The sequence below is a fragment of the Mycoavidus sp. B2-EB genome (assembly GCF_014218255.1).
GTDB lineage: Bacteria > Pseudomonadota > Gammaproteobacteria > Burkholderiales > Burkholderiaceae > Mycoavidus.
The window spans coordinates 1,417,259-1,432,757 of record NZ_AP021872.1; the positions used below are offsets into that span (position 1 = coordinate 1,417,259).

16 protein-coding genes and 1 tRNA gene are annotated in these 15,499 nt (G+C 48.1%); 8 read left to right on the forward strand and 9 right to left on the reverse strand.

What is annotated here, in order from left to right; genetic code table 11:
- Position 1 precedes the first annotated feature (1 nt).
- The 5 genes from MPB2EB_RS06230 to glyA all read right to left on the reverse strand — a co-directional run bounded on the left by MPB2EB_RS06230 (position 2) and on the right by glyA (position 5,904).
- Positions 2 to 1,894, reverse strand: coding sequence for a nucleoside-diphosphate sugar epimerase/dehydratase (locus MPB2EB_RS06230; protein ID WP_185181485.1), 1,893 nt, complete (start codon positions 1,892 to 1,894; stop codon positions 2 to 4).
- Positions 1,894 to 2,919, reverse strand: coding sequence for a glycosyltransferase family 4 protein (locus MPB2EB_RS06235; RefSeq protein WP_232534425.1), 1,026 nt, complete (start codon positions 2,917 to 2,919; stop codon positions 1,894 to 1,896). The genes MPB2EB_RS06230 and MPB2EB_RS06235 overlap by 1 nt, the downstream gene beginning before the upstream one ends.
- 72 nt (positions 2,920 to 2,991) lie before the next feature.
- On the reverse strand, positions 2,992 to 3,963 hold the full coding sequence (locus tag MPB2EB_RS06240; protein ID WP_185181486.1) for an NAD-dependent epimerase/dehydratase family protein: 972 nt from the start codon (positions 3,961 to 3,963) through the stop codon (positions 2,992 to 2,994).
- A gap of 204 nt (positions 3,964 to 4,167) precedes the next feature.
- A complete protein-coding gene (gene nrdR / locus MPB2EB_RS06245) occupies positions 4,168 to 4,650 on the reverse strand; it encodes a transcriptional regulator NrdR (RefSeq protein WP_185181487.1) in 483 nt (160 codons plus the stop codon).
- Positions 4,651 to 4,656: 6 nt separating this feature from the next.
- On the reverse strand, positions 4,657 to 5,904 hold the full coding sequence (gene glyA, locus MPB2EB_RS06250; protein ID WP_185181488.1) for a serine hydroxymethyltransferase: 1,248 nt from the start codon (positions 5,902 to 5,904) through the stop codon (positions 4,657 to 4,659).
- Between the two features lie 275 nt (positions 5,905 to 6,179).
- On the opposite strand from glyA, the gene MPB2EB_RS06255 reads away from it, so the two are divergent.
- The 8 genes from MPB2EB_RS06255 to MPB2EB_RS06290 all read left to right on the forward strand — a co-directional run bounded on the left by MPB2EB_RS06255 (position 6,180) and on the right by MPB2EB_RS06290 (position 12,023).
- Positions 6,180 to 6,926, forward strand: coding sequence for an SDR family oxidoreductase (locus tag MPB2EB_RS06255; protein ID WP_185181489.1), 747 nt, complete (start codon positions 6,180 to 6,182; stop codon positions 6,924 to 6,926).
- A 51-nt stretch (positions 6,927 to 6,977) separates the two neighbouring features.
- Positions 6,978 to 7,670 (forward strand): protein TolQ, encoded by a 693-nt coding sequence (gene tolQ / locus MPB2EB_RS06260; protein WP_185181490.1) that lies wholly within the window; start codon positions 6,978 to 6,980, stop codon positions 7,668 to 7,670.
- 35 nt (positions 7,671 to 7,705) lie between these two features.
- Positions 7,706 to 8,149: a protein TolR gene (gene tolR / locus MPB2EB_RS06265; RefSeq protein ID WP_185181491.1), complete on the forward strand. Its 444-nt coding sequence runs from the start codon at positions 7,706 to 7,708 to the stop codon at positions 8,147 to 8,149.
- A complete protein-coding gene (locus MPB2EB_RS06270) occupies positions 8,146 to 8,994 on the forward strand; it encodes a cell envelope integrity protein TolA (RefSeq protein ID WP_185181492.1) in 849 nt (282 codons plus the stop codon). Before tolR ends, MPB2EB_RS06270 begins: the two co-directional genes overlap by 4 nt.
- Before the next feature lie 145 nt (positions 8,995 to 9,139).
- A complete protein-coding gene (tolB, locus tag MPB2EB_RS06275; protein ID WP_185181493.1) occupies positions 9,140 to 10,435 on the forward strand; it encodes a Tol-Pal system beta propeller repeat protein TolB in 1,296 nt (431 codons plus the stop codon).
- Positions 10,436 to 10,567: 132 nt separating this feature from the next.
- Entirely contained in the window at positions 10,568 to 11,086 is a 519-nt protein-coding gene (gene pal, locus MPB2EB_RS06280; protein ID WP_185181494.1) for a peptidoglycan-associated lipoprotein Pal, read from the forward strand.
- A gap of 9 nt (positions 11,087 to 11,095) precedes the next feature.
- The gene (gene ybgF / locus MPB2EB_RS06285; RefSeq protein ID WP_185181495.1) at positions 11,096 to 11,887 is read left to right on the forward strand and encodes a tol-pal system protein YbgF; all 792 of its coding nucleotides are present in this window, start codon (positions 11,096 to 11,098) and stop codon (positions 11,885 to 11,887) included.
- 60 nt (positions 11,888 to 11,947) lie between these two features.
- Positions 11,948 to 12,023, forward strand: a tRNA-Lys gene (locus MPB2EB_RS06290).
- A 250-nt stretch (positions 12,024 to 12,273) separates the two neighbouring features.
- Here MPB2EB_RS06290 and MPB2EB_RS06295 read toward each other — a convergent pair.
- The 4 genes from MPB2EB_RS06295 to MPB2EB_RS06310 all read right to left on the reverse strand — a co-directional run bounded on the left by MPB2EB_RS06295 (position 12,274) and on the right by MPB2EB_RS06310 (position 15,120).
- Positions 12,274 to 12,528 (reverse strand): hypothetical protein, encoded by a 255-nt coding sequence (locus MPB2EB_RS06295; protein WP_185181496.1) that lies wholly within the window; start codon positions 12,526 to 12,528, stop codon positions 12,274 to 12,276.
- Between the two features lie 37 nt (positions 12,529 to 12,565).
- Positions 12,566 to 12,697 carry a hypothetical protein gene (locus tag MPB2EB_RS08575; RefSeq protein ID WP_255491205.1) on the reverse strand — a complete coding sequence of 44 codons (132 nt, stop codon included), beginning with the start codon at positions 12,695 to 12,697 and terminating at the stop codon, positions 12,566 to 12,568.
- A 734-nt stretch (positions 12,698 to 13,431) separates the two neighbouring features.
- Complete coding sequence (locus tag MPB2EB_RS06305; protein WP_185181497.1) at positions 13,432 to 14,211, reverse strand: hypothetical protein; 780 nt, start codon at positions 14,209 to 14,211, stop codon at positions 13,432 to 13,434.
- Between the two features lie 33 nt (positions 14,212 to 14,244).
- Positions 14,245 to 15,120 (reverse strand): hypothetical protein, encoded by an 876-nt coding sequence (locus tag MPB2EB_RS06310; protein ID WP_185181498.1) that lies wholly within the window; start codon positions 15,118 to 15,120, stop codon positions 14,245 to 14,247.
- Between the last annotated feature and the right edge of the window lie 379 nt (positions 15,121 to 15,499).

The window sequence follows — 15,499 nt, forward strand, 5'->3', positions numbered from 1 at the left end:
GTTATTCACGCGCAGCTGGAATACACCCAACAACTTTAGGCACGCTTGCCAGTATCGGCCCCACGAGCGGAGAATATTCTGGAACCCAGCGCCGTAAATCACGCCGCACCTCAGCGTCGGTTAAGATCCGCCGTTGCATCAGCCATGGCAACACCTCATCCAGGAATGAACTAGGGACCTCCCTGGCGCGCGCAATACGTAATTTTATATGGGGTGTCGGACGCGTTGTTTCATCGCATGCGAGTAGTTCTTCATACAATTTCTCGCCGGGACGTAAACCCGTATAAGTAAATTTGACTTGATCCTCAGTCAACCCAGAGAGTCGGACTAAATCACGCGCCAAATCAACGATACGTACCGGTTGCCCCATATCGAGAACGAAAATTTCGCCGCCCTGCCCCATGCTTGACGCTTGTAATACCAATTGCGATGCTTCAGGGATTGTCATAAAAAAGCGCGTAATTTCTGGGTGCGTCAAGGTCACAGGCCCTCCTTTAGCAATTTGCTTTTGGAATTTTTGCACCACGCTACCCGCACTACCTAATACATTACCAAAGCGCACCGTTTCAAACTGAGTAAACTGGGTGGTCTGTTGTAGCGCCTGGCATGCCATTTCAGCCAAACGCTTAGTCGCGCCCATTACATTAGTTGGGTTGACTGCTTTATCAGTTGAAATCAGCACAAAATGTTTAATGCCGGCGCGAATTGCTGCGCGCCCCACCCGATAGGTACCCAATACATTATTCCGCACCGCTTGCCAGGCATTTAATTCTTCCATCAGAGGTACGTGCTTGTAAGCCGCCGCATGAAAAACGATATGCGGAGCGTAGCGCTGCATAACTTGATCAAGCAATAACGCGTCTTTTGTATCTCCTATCACGGGCACTACCGAAAACTCAGGAAATTTCTCGCGCAACTCCTCAGTCAACGTATACATCGCATATTCAGATAACTCGAACGCAATTAATTGCGCAGGAGCAAAGCGCAAGATTTGCCGGCATAGCTCGGAGCCAATCGAACCACCCGCACCGGTTACCATGACCACCCGATCTTTGAGAAGCGCTTCAACATGGGCGGTGTCAATCGCAATGGTTTCTCGGCCTAAAAGATCTTCTAAATTAACCTGCCGTATGAGCGACAGAAAGGCGTGCCCTTGCGTAAGCTGTGTTAATGCAGGCAACACCATTACATTGACCCCCGCCCGCACGCACAAAGTAGTCACCTGCCGGTGCATCTCAAGCGGTGCCGATGGCATCGCAATAATCACATGTTCGGCCTTAAATTCACTGGCCCAGCGTTGCAGCTCATTAATCGAGCCCAGTATTTTATATCCCTGAATCTCACGACCGTGTTTAGTAGAATCATCATCTAGCAACCCAACTAAACGCCATTCACTTGAGCGCATTAATTCACGCACTAAGCTTGCGCCTGCACTACCCGCACCTAACAGAAGCACCGGCTTGCCTTGAGCAATCAGGCCACCGTAACGATAGAACTCTCGGATAGTTCGATAGAAGGTCCGCGCACCCCCCATAATTAGAAACAGAAAAATCGGTGCTACGATAAACACCGAACGCGGTATGATTGGGTCCGGCTGGAGCATGGCTGCGCCGATTATAACTGCGAAGGTACTGGCTACAACCGCGCGCACGATGCGCAGTAAATCTGGCAAGCTCGCAAAAACCCAAATGCCGCGGTACAAGCCCAATATGCGGAAAGCCAAGCCATGAATCGGCAATACCCAAACTAATGCCCACAGCGCACTTTCTTTAAATTCTTGTGGCACTTCGCCATTAAAACGGACAAGATAAGCAGCTAACCACGCGATGGCAACTGCACTCAAATCAAAAAAGAATACAATCAAAGAGAGCCGAGTGGTTTTAAGTCGAAACATCAGTGAGTTCCTTCTTGAATGTATTGAAGCCAACGGCAATCAATGCGCCACCCCAATGAAATCAATACTAACGCCCATGCGGCAAGCACTGTCCACTGAATGCTCATTGGCATTTGCATGCTAATCAGCGCCAACCCCGCACTCGCCGCCATTAACCCATACGCCATGCGGACTGGACCAAGATGGCTGCCATTCATTTGAATCATCCGCTGATAGTAATGCGTACGATGCGCTTGCCAAAATTTCTCGCCACGCAATAGCCGCTTACAGAGCGTCACCGATGCATCCGCAATAAATGGCGAAAATACTAACGCTGGAAACCAAAACGGCCAAACTTCGCGCAACCAACCTAAAAAACCCAGCGCGCCAGCTAAAAAGCCCAATGATACCGATCCTGCGTCACCTAAAAATACGCGCGCTGGCGGCCAATTCAATACTAAAAAACCGGCTGCTGCTCCTGCGACTAAAGCAGCAACACCTGCCAAATCAGGAGCCGCGCTGGCAGCAGCGATTGCGTATGCGCTGAACCCAAAAAGCGTCATACCGCCGGCCAAACCATCAGCACCGTCCATAAAATTGTATAAATTGATCAGCCACAGCAATAAAAATGCGATCAATACCAATTCCCAACCTGCTAGCGATAAAGAAAAGCCCAACATTACCATCAGTACAGCCAGTCCATGAGCGGCAAAACGCACGCGTGCGGAAAGGCCGCGCCGATCATCAAATTGCGATACGAAAGCCACGAATAATGCAGCCAATGCGATTGGCCATAAGTTCCGCGCCCAAAATAGGGTGCCTAGCGCAATGATCGGCACCATAACCCATCCGCCAATCCGCGGCGTAATCTGGGTATGCAACGAACGATGGTTGGGTACATCGGGGGCAAATTGCCGTACTTTTTCTAGCGCCAGCAAACCCCGCAAAATGGCAGCAGCCAGCGCGGCGGCAACTAACGCCAAGCCCGGCAATTGAAACCAAAGGATGGCGGCATCAATCATATTAGTAAAATTCAACGAGATCATGCAAAATTGGCCCGTGATCTGCCCGCTCTTTTTTTATTATTGTCAACGCTAAGCTAGTGAGGCGGCTCGTTCTCATTTTACTACGGCCACCTCAGACTCTTGATACCAGGTTGCAGTACGCACTAATCCGGCCTCCATAGCATACGGCGGCGCCCAACCTAAAACTGCGCGCGCTTGCGTAATGTTGAGGCGTAACGGCTGAAGTAAACGATTCATCTGCAGGGTCCGCCCCGTTAAACGACCTAGCCAAATCAGCCAGGGCATTGGCACACGCCATAATCGGGCAGGCGTGTTTAAAGCCCGGCTCAGCTCAAGCACAAGTTGCGCAACGGATAAGTCAACACCATCGCTAACATGAAAAACTCGGTTAGCTGCCGCGGCATGGGTTACACATTGAGCCATCGCATCGGCAAGATTTTCGATATAAATAAAGCTGCGCTGGGCCTGCACAGCACCCAACGGGAGCGGAAAACCACGCTGAATAGCCCGCATTAACTGCAAAAAATTCGCACGTACGCCTGGACCATATACTAAAGGAGGACGCACAATCACAATTTCCATACCCGTCTCACGACCCAGTATAGTCAATGCCTTTTCAGCTTCGTATTTGGAAATGCCGTAAAGATCCGTTGGCGCGGGCGAATCTTCTTCACGCCAAGGCCTGCCAGGTTCTACCTCACCTAATGCTTTGACGCTACTCATAAAAATAAAGCGACGCGCCCCGGCTCGTGCCGCAGCTTGCGCAACCCGCAATGTGCCAATCACATTAGTAGCTCGAAATGCTTCTAACGGCGCTGACGATGCATCGCGCACGAGATGTACGCGCGCGGCCAAGTGAATCACAACCTGCGGCGGCGCAGCGCCCAGCAAAGTGCTTTCTATATCCGCAAAATCCGCCGCCTCATGCACCAGCTCCGGCACGCCCTCCCCATCTCTGCTGGCGCGCCGCACTAGCGCATTGACCGAATGCCCTGTGGCTAGCAATTTACGGCACACCGCGCGGCCAATAAAACCATTAGCGCCAGTTACAAGAACATTCATCAATTTATTACACAGTTAGGCGGAAAAAGGGGAATTATAGGCCGAATACTCTAAATACGAATATATCTAATGCACATCATTCCACACAAATTCCTAACCAATTGATTTCTTATATTGAACTTAAATTAAAAAACTTTTTATAATCAATTGGTTATGGAAACTTTCTAGAGTGGCGCGTAACGAGCCCCATCTTATAGTGCAAACAGATTAGCGCTTGCGAGGCAACGGCTCAGCGGTTTGCAACTGCTTAATTTCTTTAATAACTTGTTGAAACTCGGAAACATCTTCAAAGCTTCGATAAACCGAGGCAAAACGCACGTACGCAATTTTATCAAGCTGGCGCAACTCATGCATGACCAACTCACCCAGCTTATCGCTATGGATCTCACGTTCTCCGGCACTTAACAGTTGATACTCAATCCGTGCAATGGCATCATCCACCGCCTCTGCGCTCACCGGGCGTTTACGCAATGCTAGCTGCATGCTCGCCGCTATTTTATGGCGATCAAACTCGACTCGGCTACCCTCTTTTTTTACCACAGCGGGCAAGGCTAGCTCGACTCGCTCATAAGTCGTAAAGCGCTTATCGCATCCAGGACACCGGCGGCGGCGGCGAATGGCGGCACCATCCTCCGCCAGCCGAGAATCGGCCACCTGGGTGTCCTCATGCCGACAGAAGGGACAACGCATAACCGCTTAACGATACACCGGAAAGCGCTTGGTCAATTCGGCGACCTGACCGCGCACCCGCTCAAGTATATGGGCATCATCAGGCGCTTCTAACACATCCGCAATTAAATGCCCCACCTGCTCAGCTTCGGCGGTTTTGAAACCACGTGTGGTCATGGCCGGAGAACCTAAACGGATGCCGCTTGTCACAAAAGGTTTCTCAGGGTCATTGGGAATCGCATTTTTATTCACCGTGATATGCGCAGCACCTAAGGCAGCCTCGGCCGCTTTACCCGTAATGTGCTTCGCGCGCAAATCAACCAGCATCAGATGGCTTTCAGTGCGCCCCGAAACAATCCGCAGCCCGCGCTTAACCAAAGTTTCGGCTAACACTCTGGCGTTATCAAGCACTTGCTGCTGATATTGCTTGAATTCTGGTGCCAACGCCTCTTGAAATGCAACTGCTTTTGCGCCAATCACATGCATCAACGGGCCGCCCTGGATACCCGGGAAAATCGCCGAGTTAATCGCTTTTTCGTATTCGGCTTTCATCAAAATGACGCCCCCGCGCGGGCCACGCAGGCTCTTATGCGTTGTTGTTGTCACAAAATCAGCGTGGGGCACTGGATTAGGATAAAGACCTGCCGCAATCAAGCCCGCATAATGGGCCATATCTACCATAAAATACGCGCCGACCGACTTGGCAATACTCGCTAGACGCGCAAAATCAATCTGCAATGAAAACGCTGAAGCGCCTGCAATCATTAATTTTGGGGTATGCTGTTTAGCTAGGTGGGCTACCGCTTCATAGTCGATATCTTCAGCCTCATTTAGACCATAGCTCACCACATTGAACCATTTGCCTGACATATTGACAGGTGAGCCGTGCGTTAAATGTCCACCATGCGCCAAACTCATGCCCAAAATGGTATCCCCCGGCTTTAACATCGCAAAAAATACCCCTTGATTGGCTTGCGAGCCAGAATTCGGTTGTACATTTGCTGCCTCGGCGCCAAACAACTTTTTGACACGCTCAAGCGCAAGCTGCTCAACTTTATCGACATATTCGCAGCCACCGTAATAACGCTTGCCCGGATAGCCTTCCGCATATTTATTCGTCAATTGCGAACCTTGCGCGGCCATCACCGCCGGGCTTGTATAGTTTTCCGATGCAATCAACTCAATATGAGCCTCTTGGCGCTGGTCTTCTTGCTGGATTGCCTGCCATAATTCAGGATCAATATTTGCAATAGTGTGCTTGGTTTTGTCAAACATGGGAACGTCTTTAATGAGTCAAGGTAACTGGACCGAAAAAACCGCTTTAAAGTACAAGCGAACGAACATTTTGCTATGATTCACCGATCATCTTACACAAAATTCTTGGTAGTCTTTAATTATGCAGAACCCTTAATAGCAAGAATCTGCTGCCGCGAACTCAGCAATATGCCGCGTCCGCTTAAAAACCCTCCCCCTTTTGCTCTACTCATCTAGAGAGCAATATGCATAACTGGCGGAGAAAACCTCAATCATACAATAAGGTGCCCCTCAATATGATCGTACTTATTACTGGAGCTTCCGCTGGCTTTGGCCAAGCTATTGCAAAAACCTTCGCCCAGGCAGGCCATCGCGTGATTGCGACTGCACGCCGCGCGGATCGATTGCACGCGCTCGCCGACGAAATCGGCGAGCGCTTACTGCCCATCTCACTCGATGTACGTGATCACGCCGCAATTGCAGCCCTGCCTGGCTCGCTGCCGCCTGACTTCGCCGAAGTTGACGTACTCATCAATAACGCCGGTTTAGCGCTGGGCGTAGCTCCTGCGCAAAAAGCAGCGCTGGAGGATTGGCAAACCGTAATAGACACCAATATCAATGGCCTCGTACGCATGACGCATGCCTTTTTGCCCGCTATGGTTAAACGTAATCGAGGCCATATTGTAAATATAAGCTCGATTGCCGCCAATTATGCCTACCCAGGCAGTAATATCTACGGTGCCAGCAAAGCCTTCGTAAAGCACTTCAGCCTCAATTTACGCGCTGACCTAGCAGGCACTGCGGTGCGGGTTACGGACATTCAGCCGGGCTTATGCGGCGGCACGGAGTTTTCAAATGTGCGCTTTAACGGCGATGATCAAAAAGCCGCTACACTTTATCAAAATGTACAAGCGTTGACCGCAGAAGATATTGCCGAAGCGATCTATTGGATCACTAACCGCCCCGCGCACGTTAACGTCAACAGTATAGAGCTGATGCCCGTTGCGCAATCATTTAGCGCATTAGCTGTGCATCGGGAATAACCCCCCTCCAGCTCAAATTCACTCTCTTATTTCATCTGTTCTGTGCGTTCTATGATCACCTCTTCGACCCAAGATTTATCCATTTTTTCTCTTATTCTTCATGCCAGCGTCTTGGTGCAAGCCGTCATGGCATTACTGCTAACGCTCTCGTTAGTGTCATGGACATTTATCTTTAAAAAGTGGTTTGCCTTACGCAACGCGCGCGCGCAAACGGAGCGTTTTGAACATGATTTTTGGGCGAGTGGGAATTTGCAGGCTCTCTATCAGGGTACGGTTGATCAACGCCACAACGCAGGCGCGCTGGCGCGGATTTTTGAATCCGGCATGCGTGAATTTTTAAAAACCAAAGAAAAAAATATGCATGACGCGAGCGCGATTTTAGACGGCGCCCGGCGCGCCATGCGGGCTGCTTTTCAGCGCGAAATGGATGTGCTTGAGGCGAATCTCTCTTTTTTAGCGTCAGTGGGTTCTGTCAGCCCGTATATCGGTCTGTTTGGTACTGTGTGGGGCATTATGAACTCATTTCGCGGCTTAGCGAGCGTCCAGCAAGCCACGCTTGCGAACGTTGCGCCTGGCATTGCTGAAGCGCTGGTTGCAACTGCAATTGGTTTATTTGCCGCCATCCCAGCGGTAATCGCCTACAATCGCTACGCGCACGATATCGACCGGCTATCCATTCGTTTTGAGACTTTTATTGAAGAGTTTTCAAATATTTTACAACGCCAAACGCATACTCAGCCTTGAAGTTGCAAATCTAATCTCTTTGAGAGAGTACTCTTATGCCCGCCACTTCTATCCGATCTACGACTCGTAGCCGTCGCCGTGCGATGGCTGAAATTAATGTCGTGCCTTATATTGATGTGATGCTCGTATTACTCGTCATCTTTATGGTGACAGCACCGCTTGTGACGCCCTCGATCATCAATTTACCGAGTGTTGGCAATGCCGCGCTCGCCCAACACGCGCCTCCCATTACGCTCAACATCCACGCCAACGGAGGACTGTCGATACGCTATCAAAACAGTGGCAGGATGCGTGAAGACACGCTATCAAAAGCTGAGTTACAGACTTTCTTGCAAAAACAGCAAAACTTAGCTCCGGATCAACCCGTAGTGATCGCAGCCGATAAAAATCTCCAATATCAAACCGTAATGAGCGTGATGTCCGATCTAAAAATTTGGGGCATCAAACGCGTTGGTTTATACGTTCAAGCGTCAAAATGAAACACGATACTCCATCCCCATTTCTCCCGCCACGCGAACGCGGTACTCGACGCGCTCTTATCTGCGCCGTGCTCATGCACACCTTATTATTCGCTTTTCTATTTTATGGCATCCGCTGGCAAAGCAACCCGCCGGCCGGTGCCGAGGCCGAGTTATGGAGCGCCCCGCCTGAAACAACGCCCAAAGCTACGCCAACCTCCGCAGTTGTAGAGCAAACTGCGCCAGCAGTGCCCAGTCAGCCCGAGCAAGCTGAGATCGCCCTCCAACAAACCCAACCCTCTAAGCCAGAAACCGTACCGCAACAGCAATTAGCGCAACTCAAGCAACAGCAAGCAGCACAGAAGATGCAAGAGCGTCAGCAACACGCAGCACAAGAGAAGAAAGTGCGAGAAGCGCAACATAAGCTGCAACTTGCCGAACAACAGAAAACCCTCCAGGCACAACAACAAGCGCGGAACGTGGCAAAACAGCAACGCCAAGCGCGCCTCTTAGCGCTTCAAGGCATTGCCGGCCAGAACCCAGCTGCCAATGGCATAAGCACGAACGGCTCAAGCACTGGCGCAGGCGGCCACAGTTCAGCCGGCTATGTCGATAAAGTACGACGACACGTTAAATCAAATATGGCATTCAGCGCAGACTCAACGGATGGCAATCCACAAGCTGTTGTATCCGTACAATGTGCCCCCGATGGCACGATCCTAAACGCACAAATCACAAAAACTAGCGGCAATCCGGGGTGGGACAATGCCGTATTACGTGCCGTACAAAAATCTGACCCTATGCCACGCGACAGCGATGGCAAAGCTCCGTCTAGTTTTACTTTTACCTATCGCCTCAATGATTAAGCTACGCTTGTTTCACGAGCCGAATTAGAAACCCTATATGCACACATAAAACTTTCGCAACGCGATCGTGTCATGCTATTTTGCTACCTGTTACCATAGACTTGTAGTTAAGACAAAAAAGACAAAATACCAACCTAAATTCATTATGAATCTGATTATCCAGTTTATTCTTAGAACAGTAACCGCAGTCTGCTTACTTGCCACGACAACTGCCGCGCACGCGCAACTGAAGATTGATATTGCTGGCGTTGGCTCAAATTTTTTACCAATTGCCATCGCAAATTTTCGCGATGAAAGCGCAGCGCCTCAGCAGATTAGCGAAATTATCCGCGCTGATTTAGCCCGTAGCGGCCGGTTTACCAACCTCAATGCAGGCCTTGCACCGATCGCTGAAACCAACGCCGTGGACTTAAACAGTTGGCGCGCAAAAGGCGCTGACGCCCTGGTGACCGGCAGCGTCGCCCACTTAGCCGACGGCCAGTATGAGGTGCGCTTTCGACTCTACGATACCGTCAAACAGCAAGATCTCAGCGGACTTTCGCTCGTTAGCCCAGTCAGCGAACTACGCTTGAGCGCACATAAAATCGCTGACTATATCTACCAGAAATTACTGAATGAACGCGGTATTTTTGCAACCCGAATTTCCTATGTCACACGCACCAGCAGCGGTTATCAATTACAACGCGCCGACTCAGATGGACAAAACACGCGTACCGTTCTGACCAGCTCCGAACCTATCATTTCACCAGTCTGGTCGCCCAATGGCACAAAAGTCGCTTATGTGTCATTTGAACGTAAAAAACCTGTCATCTATGTCCAGGATTTAGTTTCAGAACAACGGATCATCGTCTCAAATCAAAAAGGGAGTAATAGCGCGCCCGCTTGGTCCCCCGATGGCAATCAGCTTGCCGTCGCCCTTTCTTTGCCTGGCAACACACAAATTTACCTGATCAACGCCAATGGCAGCAGTTTACGCCGTCTCTCAAACAGCAATAGCATCGATACTGAACCACGCTTCTCTCCGGATGGGCAATCTATTTATTTCACCAGTGATCGTGGCGGCGCGCCACAAATCTATCGCATGTCGATCCATGGCGAAGCCAATGCCGGTGCTGCCCAGCGCATGACTTTCAAAGGCAGTGAAAACACTAGCCCACGCCTGAGCCCAGATGGCAAATTACTGGCATACATCTCACGCGTAAGCGGCGCACTCAAACTTTATATACAAGAGCTCAGCACAGGCGAGGCGATTGCCTTAACTGACACGAACTATGATGAATCTCCTAGCTTCTCGGCTAACAGTAAATATATTCTGTACGCAACCCGCGTAGAGCAGCGTGGCGTACTCGCTACAGTCTCTACGGATGGGCGTACACGTCAAATTCTATCGATTAAAGACGGCGATATACGCGAACCTTCCTGGGGGCCTTTTACTCAATAAATGACAAACGTAAAGATAAAAAAATGAGGGGCGGTTATAGTATGAACAGGCGTTCTTGCGTCACACAGCACACCGATTTAGGCCAAAAACGCAGCACAAATTATTCTTTGTTAAATCTTTAGGAGTTAAAAAATGACGTCAAAGCTTCGCCTAGTTTTCGCCACTCTTCTGATTGGCGCACTCGCTGCCTGCCAATCAGGCGTGAAGCTCGACCCCCAAGCAGGGACTGGAAATAGCACCGACGCGGCCGGTACACAAACCCAGCCAACCGACACAACGCAAACTGCGGTCGACCCACTGAACGATCCAAACAACCCGCTGGCAAAGCGTAGCATCTATTTTGAACTTAATAGCTACACCGTCAATAGCGAACACCAACAACTGCTGCAACAGCATGCGCAATATCTGAAAAGCCATCCACAACACCACATTCTGATCCAAGGCAACACCGACGAACGCGGCACCAGTGAATATAATCTCGCGCTCGGCCAAAAACGCGCAGAAGCTGTACGTCGCACCTTATCTTTGATGGGAGTAGCAGACACTCAAATAGAAGCCGTCAGCCTAGGTAAAGAGAAACCTCTAGCGATTGAGCATAACGAAACTTCCTGGGCCCAAAATCGTCGCGCAGATCTCGTTTACCAACCCTAATTGCCAACCATGACCCGCCTATCTCTATCTTCCTACTTTGATTGCACTAGGCTACGCAGCGCGCTCGCTACCATAGCAGTCAGTGCGCTGCTACTCAACGCAATAACGCCAGCGCAAGCTGGTCTATTTGACGATGACGAAGCACGTCGGGCAGTACTCGATTTACGCACCCGGACCGATAACTTGGCCGACCAATTATCTGCTGCACAACGCACGATTCTCAATCAAGCCAACCAACTCGAACAACTTCAACAACAAGTTGCAACTTTACGCGGCCAAAACGAAATGCTAGCTAACCAGCTAGTCGATATGCAAAAAGCCAAGAAAGAATTTTACACCGACCTCGACGGGCGTTTGAAGAGAGTTGAGCCGCAACAGCAGCAGCAGTCACCACAACAACCTGCTAGCAGCGCACTAGACCCCGCGCAACTCGAGGCAAATGCCTTCAAAGCAGCATTAGCGCAATTTCAAAAAGGCGATTTTGCACGTGCCGCAAACGCATTCAAGGGCTTTCTCTGGAAATACCCGAAAAGCGCATACCAACCTACTGCACGCTACTGGCTTGGTAATGCTTTTTATGCGCTCCGTGATTACAAACGCTCGACCGAGATGCTGCAAAGCGTAGTCAAAGAATATCCAAGCCATGAGCGCGCGTCAGAGGCTTTATTTTCAATCGCACAAAATCAATTTGAACAAGGGCAAAAAAACATGGCGCGTCAAACTTTAAGGCAAGTGATTGCACAATACGGTGCAAGTGACGCAGCTAAGAATGCGCGCACTAAACTTGCGCAAATACATTAAATTAAATGTAATTTTGATTGACAGGCTTTAGCATTCGTTAATATAATTCCGCTCTTCTTTGGGTCGTTAGCTCAGCTGGTAGAGCAGCGGACTTTTAATCCGTTGGTCGCTGGTTCGAACCCAGCACGGCCTACCAAGTATCATAAGGCTTACAGTGATGTAAGCCTTATCTATTTTGCTCCGAAATCTGCAGACTTTTCCGCAACCAGTGTTAGTGACCGATGGCACACCAGCCAAATCCGGTGCATGAAATCCCGCGATGTTCTATGCTTCGTCCGTATGCCTGGAAACCAGTTGGATTATCCGCTTAAGGTACAGCTGCTCCTGCATGGCAACCAGTGCCCGCTCGATCTGTCAAAAACACGTTAAATGAGTCGTTAGAAAACTTAATCAGAAATTTGACCCACTGACCCATTATTGCCATGCGGCGTGCCAACAGTACCCCATTGCAAAATCAGTCCGCTTGGTAGTACTTGATAGCCAGATTTGAGCTCTGGAAATGTCCGCTCTTCTCGCCGCACATATCGGCTATCGCCTTGCCCAGGAGTTAAATAGCGTTGATCTGCCGCTTCTGGCGTAAGCGTGCGAGTATCCACGCAATCTTTATTTGCATAATCGGCAAGTTGACTCTCAAAGACCAAATTTCCCTGATCAGTATCGTCTACCGTAACTTTGAGCCTAACCCTGTTCAGAGTAACCCATTTTGACGACGTTTGATTGCTGACCGATGCCTGTGCCTTGTTGGACAGGGATATAGCTTAGAGCCGGTTGCTTATCTGCCATCGCCTGCGCCACCCGTAGCGGCGTCATAATGGTACTGTTGTCAGTACCTGCTGTTGCGAGGCAATTTCCGACACGATGCGCATCCAATTTTTAGCATTGCTTGGCCTGGCAGTGTTTTGGTCGCTAAGCGATTCGTATATTTCCCAGGACTCAGTTTCTGTCGTACGGTAACGCACTCGTGCATGTTTTAGCATACGAGTAGACTTGACCGCCATTCTAGCTTGGCGCAATCCATTCAGGCGTGCCAAATACCTGACATTGCTGTAATGTTTCGGTAACCTCGTGCAAGGTCATATTATGTACCCTTGTCAAAATTAGAAGATTCTGACTTTCAGAAGAAAGATGTAAGCCAGCAGTAGCACCTTAAAAATTCAAATAAACTATTGCAACTATCGATCCAATCAAGTACTACCCAATAACCCTGCTTGTTCCAGTTCTAGCAGATTTCCAAAATTAGTTAATTTTTATTTTCCAATCTTTTATTTCATATCTGCATTCGATTAACTCTGTCGCTCTTTATTCAGTTACGAATCAATGCTTGCAACATCTCAGTTGGCCTTGACCTTCTTATAGGCCTCTCACATTTCGCGCTTAGAAAATTGATCCATCGAGTCTGACGCGTTGGCGCAATCGTCTTGGCGAAGCAGGAGAGAGCTATTAGCGGAGGGGATCGACGCGGCCAAACGAATTGACAGACTTCATTTTACCTTGCAAACCGCTTAACCATTAGGGAGGCACCATTTCTCATCAGGGGCGACTAATTAACTAAATTGCTTTATAAGCTCCCCCAACAATCTGCTTGCCCTTAATAATTCCTCTTTAGATCTAATTTCCTCTTTTAATTCAATTTGTTTACATTTAAGCGCCAAATTATCATTGCGAAGTGATAGATTAACAGCAGCAAGCTCTCTATTCTTCATAGTAAGCTCCGCCTTCCTTTTTAAAAGAAAACCTTTATCCTCAATAATACAATATGGTTTCTCAGTAAATATTATTGCATTTTCATTAATTTCCTCCACACTATTTATGAGAAGATCAATTATTTTATTCAAATCATATATATAAAGCAATTTACTCCCATCAGTTTCTGGCGTTCCCTCTAACAAAAAATTTATCTCTGACTTTAATTCAAATAGATCACTAGAAATTTTATTTAAAATATCTTGCCAGCCCTCTATATTCAAACCATACTTAACTATGCTCAGTAGATATCTGTTCAATAGTATGACTCTACTCATGAGCTCGCCAATAGGTTGAGGAAATGATATTTCCACATCAAGTGCAACTCCTTCTAAGGAGTCTTTTTCACCGTTCAAAGCCTCCCAAGGATCTCTATTCACTTTTTCGAAATCTCTTATAATTTCTTTTACAGGTTTTATGGCTCTTTCATTTCTTTTCGGTTTGAGGCGAGGTTCTATGGGATTGGTATTATTATCCTGGTTATTCTGTTCTATGGGAATTGGAGTGTTATCATGATTATCTCCGCCGCAACCAATAAAAGAGAGAGTAAGCAATAAGATTGAAATAGAAACTGGCTGCATCGCTATTTAAAGAGAAAATGGTAAATACCCCATTTAGGCAAAGATTTTTGGCGAACTTCTATCATCATCACTACCACTATCAATGTGAATATAATCTGATTCATTATTATCTTCTACCGCAGCCAGAAACCCAGCTTCTAAAAAATTTATTCGATCTTTTAGTTCTTGATTTTCACGTCTAAGCTCCTCTTGATCTTGGACTAGCCCTTCCATGCTTTGAATCAGCTCTCCATTGTTTTTAACCAGTTCGGTGTTATTTTGAATAAGCTCCGTCTTGTCTTCCATAAGCTCAGCATTTTGCATCATAAGCTTTGTATTATCTTGCGCCTGCGCTATGCCTTCCCGAAGCTCGATAACCACTTTGTGCATCTCGCCTAGACACCTTAAATTATCTTCTTTAGTGACTGGCGTTTCTGCTATTGCTTCATTTATATCGCCTTCTAATTCCAGAGCGTCTTCCGCCATTTTTTCTAGCTTTTCTTTCTTAGCTTGTATATCTGCAAGAGGGACGGCCAACGATTCTCGATCAACGACATCTATCAAACGCCCCATGAGTAATAAGGTTCTACTTGCAAAACCTCCTACGGGCCTAACCAACAGCCTCTCCAAATCACGAGCAATCTCGCCCAACGGCCTTATCGTCGCTTTTTCTATGCCACGCGCAACCTCGCCCAGCGGTCTTATTGTCAATTTCTCTAATTCACGCGCGATCTCGCCTAAAGGTCGAACCGTTATCTTCTCTACGCTACGCGCCGCTTCTCCTAATGGCCTTATCGCGGCCTTCTCTACGCCGCGTGCAGCGTCTCCTAGTGGCCTTACTGTCACTCTCTCAACTTCTCGCACAACCTCCCCCAAGGGTCTTATGGTTACTCTCTCTACTTCATGAAGAACACTTTCTACGGCACCCATTGCAATCTCCTAAAACTAAAAAATCACTCAAAGGCTCCTAATTCAGACGATTTACCAAATGGCTATTAATCCATGCACGCCCAATTATTTATATTTTTAATTAATAAAATATAACTATAAAATTGCTTTATTTTTATTCTATAAATCGTTATGAATTAATGCTAGGCGATGGGGACGGTAAAATCAAGGAATTCAAAAATTACTATTTATGGAATTGACCAGATAAATAATAAAAACAGGTCGAAAAACTTCTATTTTAGTTGTGCGTCAGTTTTAAATTACGGTTGAAAACATGGACAGAATGACAAGCTGAAAAAACCCAATGGGCTCATCGCTCTGAAATCTGGACGCGGAACGTCTGATTGCTGCTGAACAAACA

Excerpts from the sequence above, each read along its gene's own strand:
- MPB2EB_RS06310 (WP_185181498.1), bottom strand. The coding sequence starts at position 15,120 with ATGGGTGCCGTAGAAAGTGTTCTTCATGAAGTAGAGAGAGTAACCATA.
- tolR (WP_185181491.1), top strand. The coding sequence starts at position 7,706 with ATGCCCGCCACTTCTATCCGATCTACGACTCGTAGCCGTCGCCGTGCG.
- pal (WP_185181494.1), top strand. The coding sequence starts at position 10,568 with ATGACGTCAAAGCTTCGCCTAGTTTTCGCCACTCTTCTGATTGGCGCA.
- MPB2EB_RS06255 (WP_185181489.1), top strand. The coding sequence starts at position 6,180 with ATGATCGTACTTATTACTGGAGCTTCCGCTGGCTTTGGCCAAGCTATT.
- glyA (WP_185181488.1), bottom strand. The coding sequence starts at position 5,904 with ATGTTTGACAAAACCAAGCACACTATTGCAAATATTGATCCTGAATTA.
- tolQ (WP_185181490.1), top strand. The coding sequence starts at position 6,978 with ATGATCACCTCTTCGACCCAAGATTTATCCATTTTTTCTCTTATTCTT.
- MPB2EB_RS08575 (WP_255491205.1), bottom strand. The coding sequence starts at position 12,697 with ATGACGCCGCTACGGGTGGCGCAGGCGATGGCAGATAAGCAACCGGCT.
- MPB2EB_RS06230 (WP_185181485.1), bottom strand. The coding sequence starts at position 1,894 with ATGTTTCGACTTAAAACCACTCGGCTCTCTTTGATTGTATTCTTTTTT.
- tolB (WP_185181493.1), top strand. The coding sequence starts at position 9,140 with ATGAATCTGATTATCCAGTTTATTCTTAGAACAGTAACCGCAGTCTGC.
- MPB2EB_RS06305 (WP_185181497.1), bottom strand. The coding sequence starts at position 14,211 with ATGCAGCCAGTTTCTATTTCAATCTTATTGCTTACTCTCTCTTTTATT.
- ybgF (WP_185181495.1), top strand. The coding sequence starts at position 11,096 with ATGACCCGCCTATCTCTATCTTCCTACTTTGATTGCACTAGGCTACGC.
- MPB2EB_RS06270 (WP_185181492.1), top strand. The coding sequence starts at position 8,146 with ATGAAACACGATACTCCATCCCCATTTCTCCCGCCACGCGAACGCGGT.
- MPB2EB_RS06235 (WP_232534425.1), bottom strand. The coding sequence starts at position 2,919 with ATGATCTCGTTGAATTTTACTAATATGATTGATGCCGCCATCCTTTGG.
- nrdR (WP_185181487.1), bottom strand. The coding sequence starts at position 4,650 with ATGCGTTGTCCCTTCTGTCGGCATGAGGACACCCAGGTGGCCGATTCT.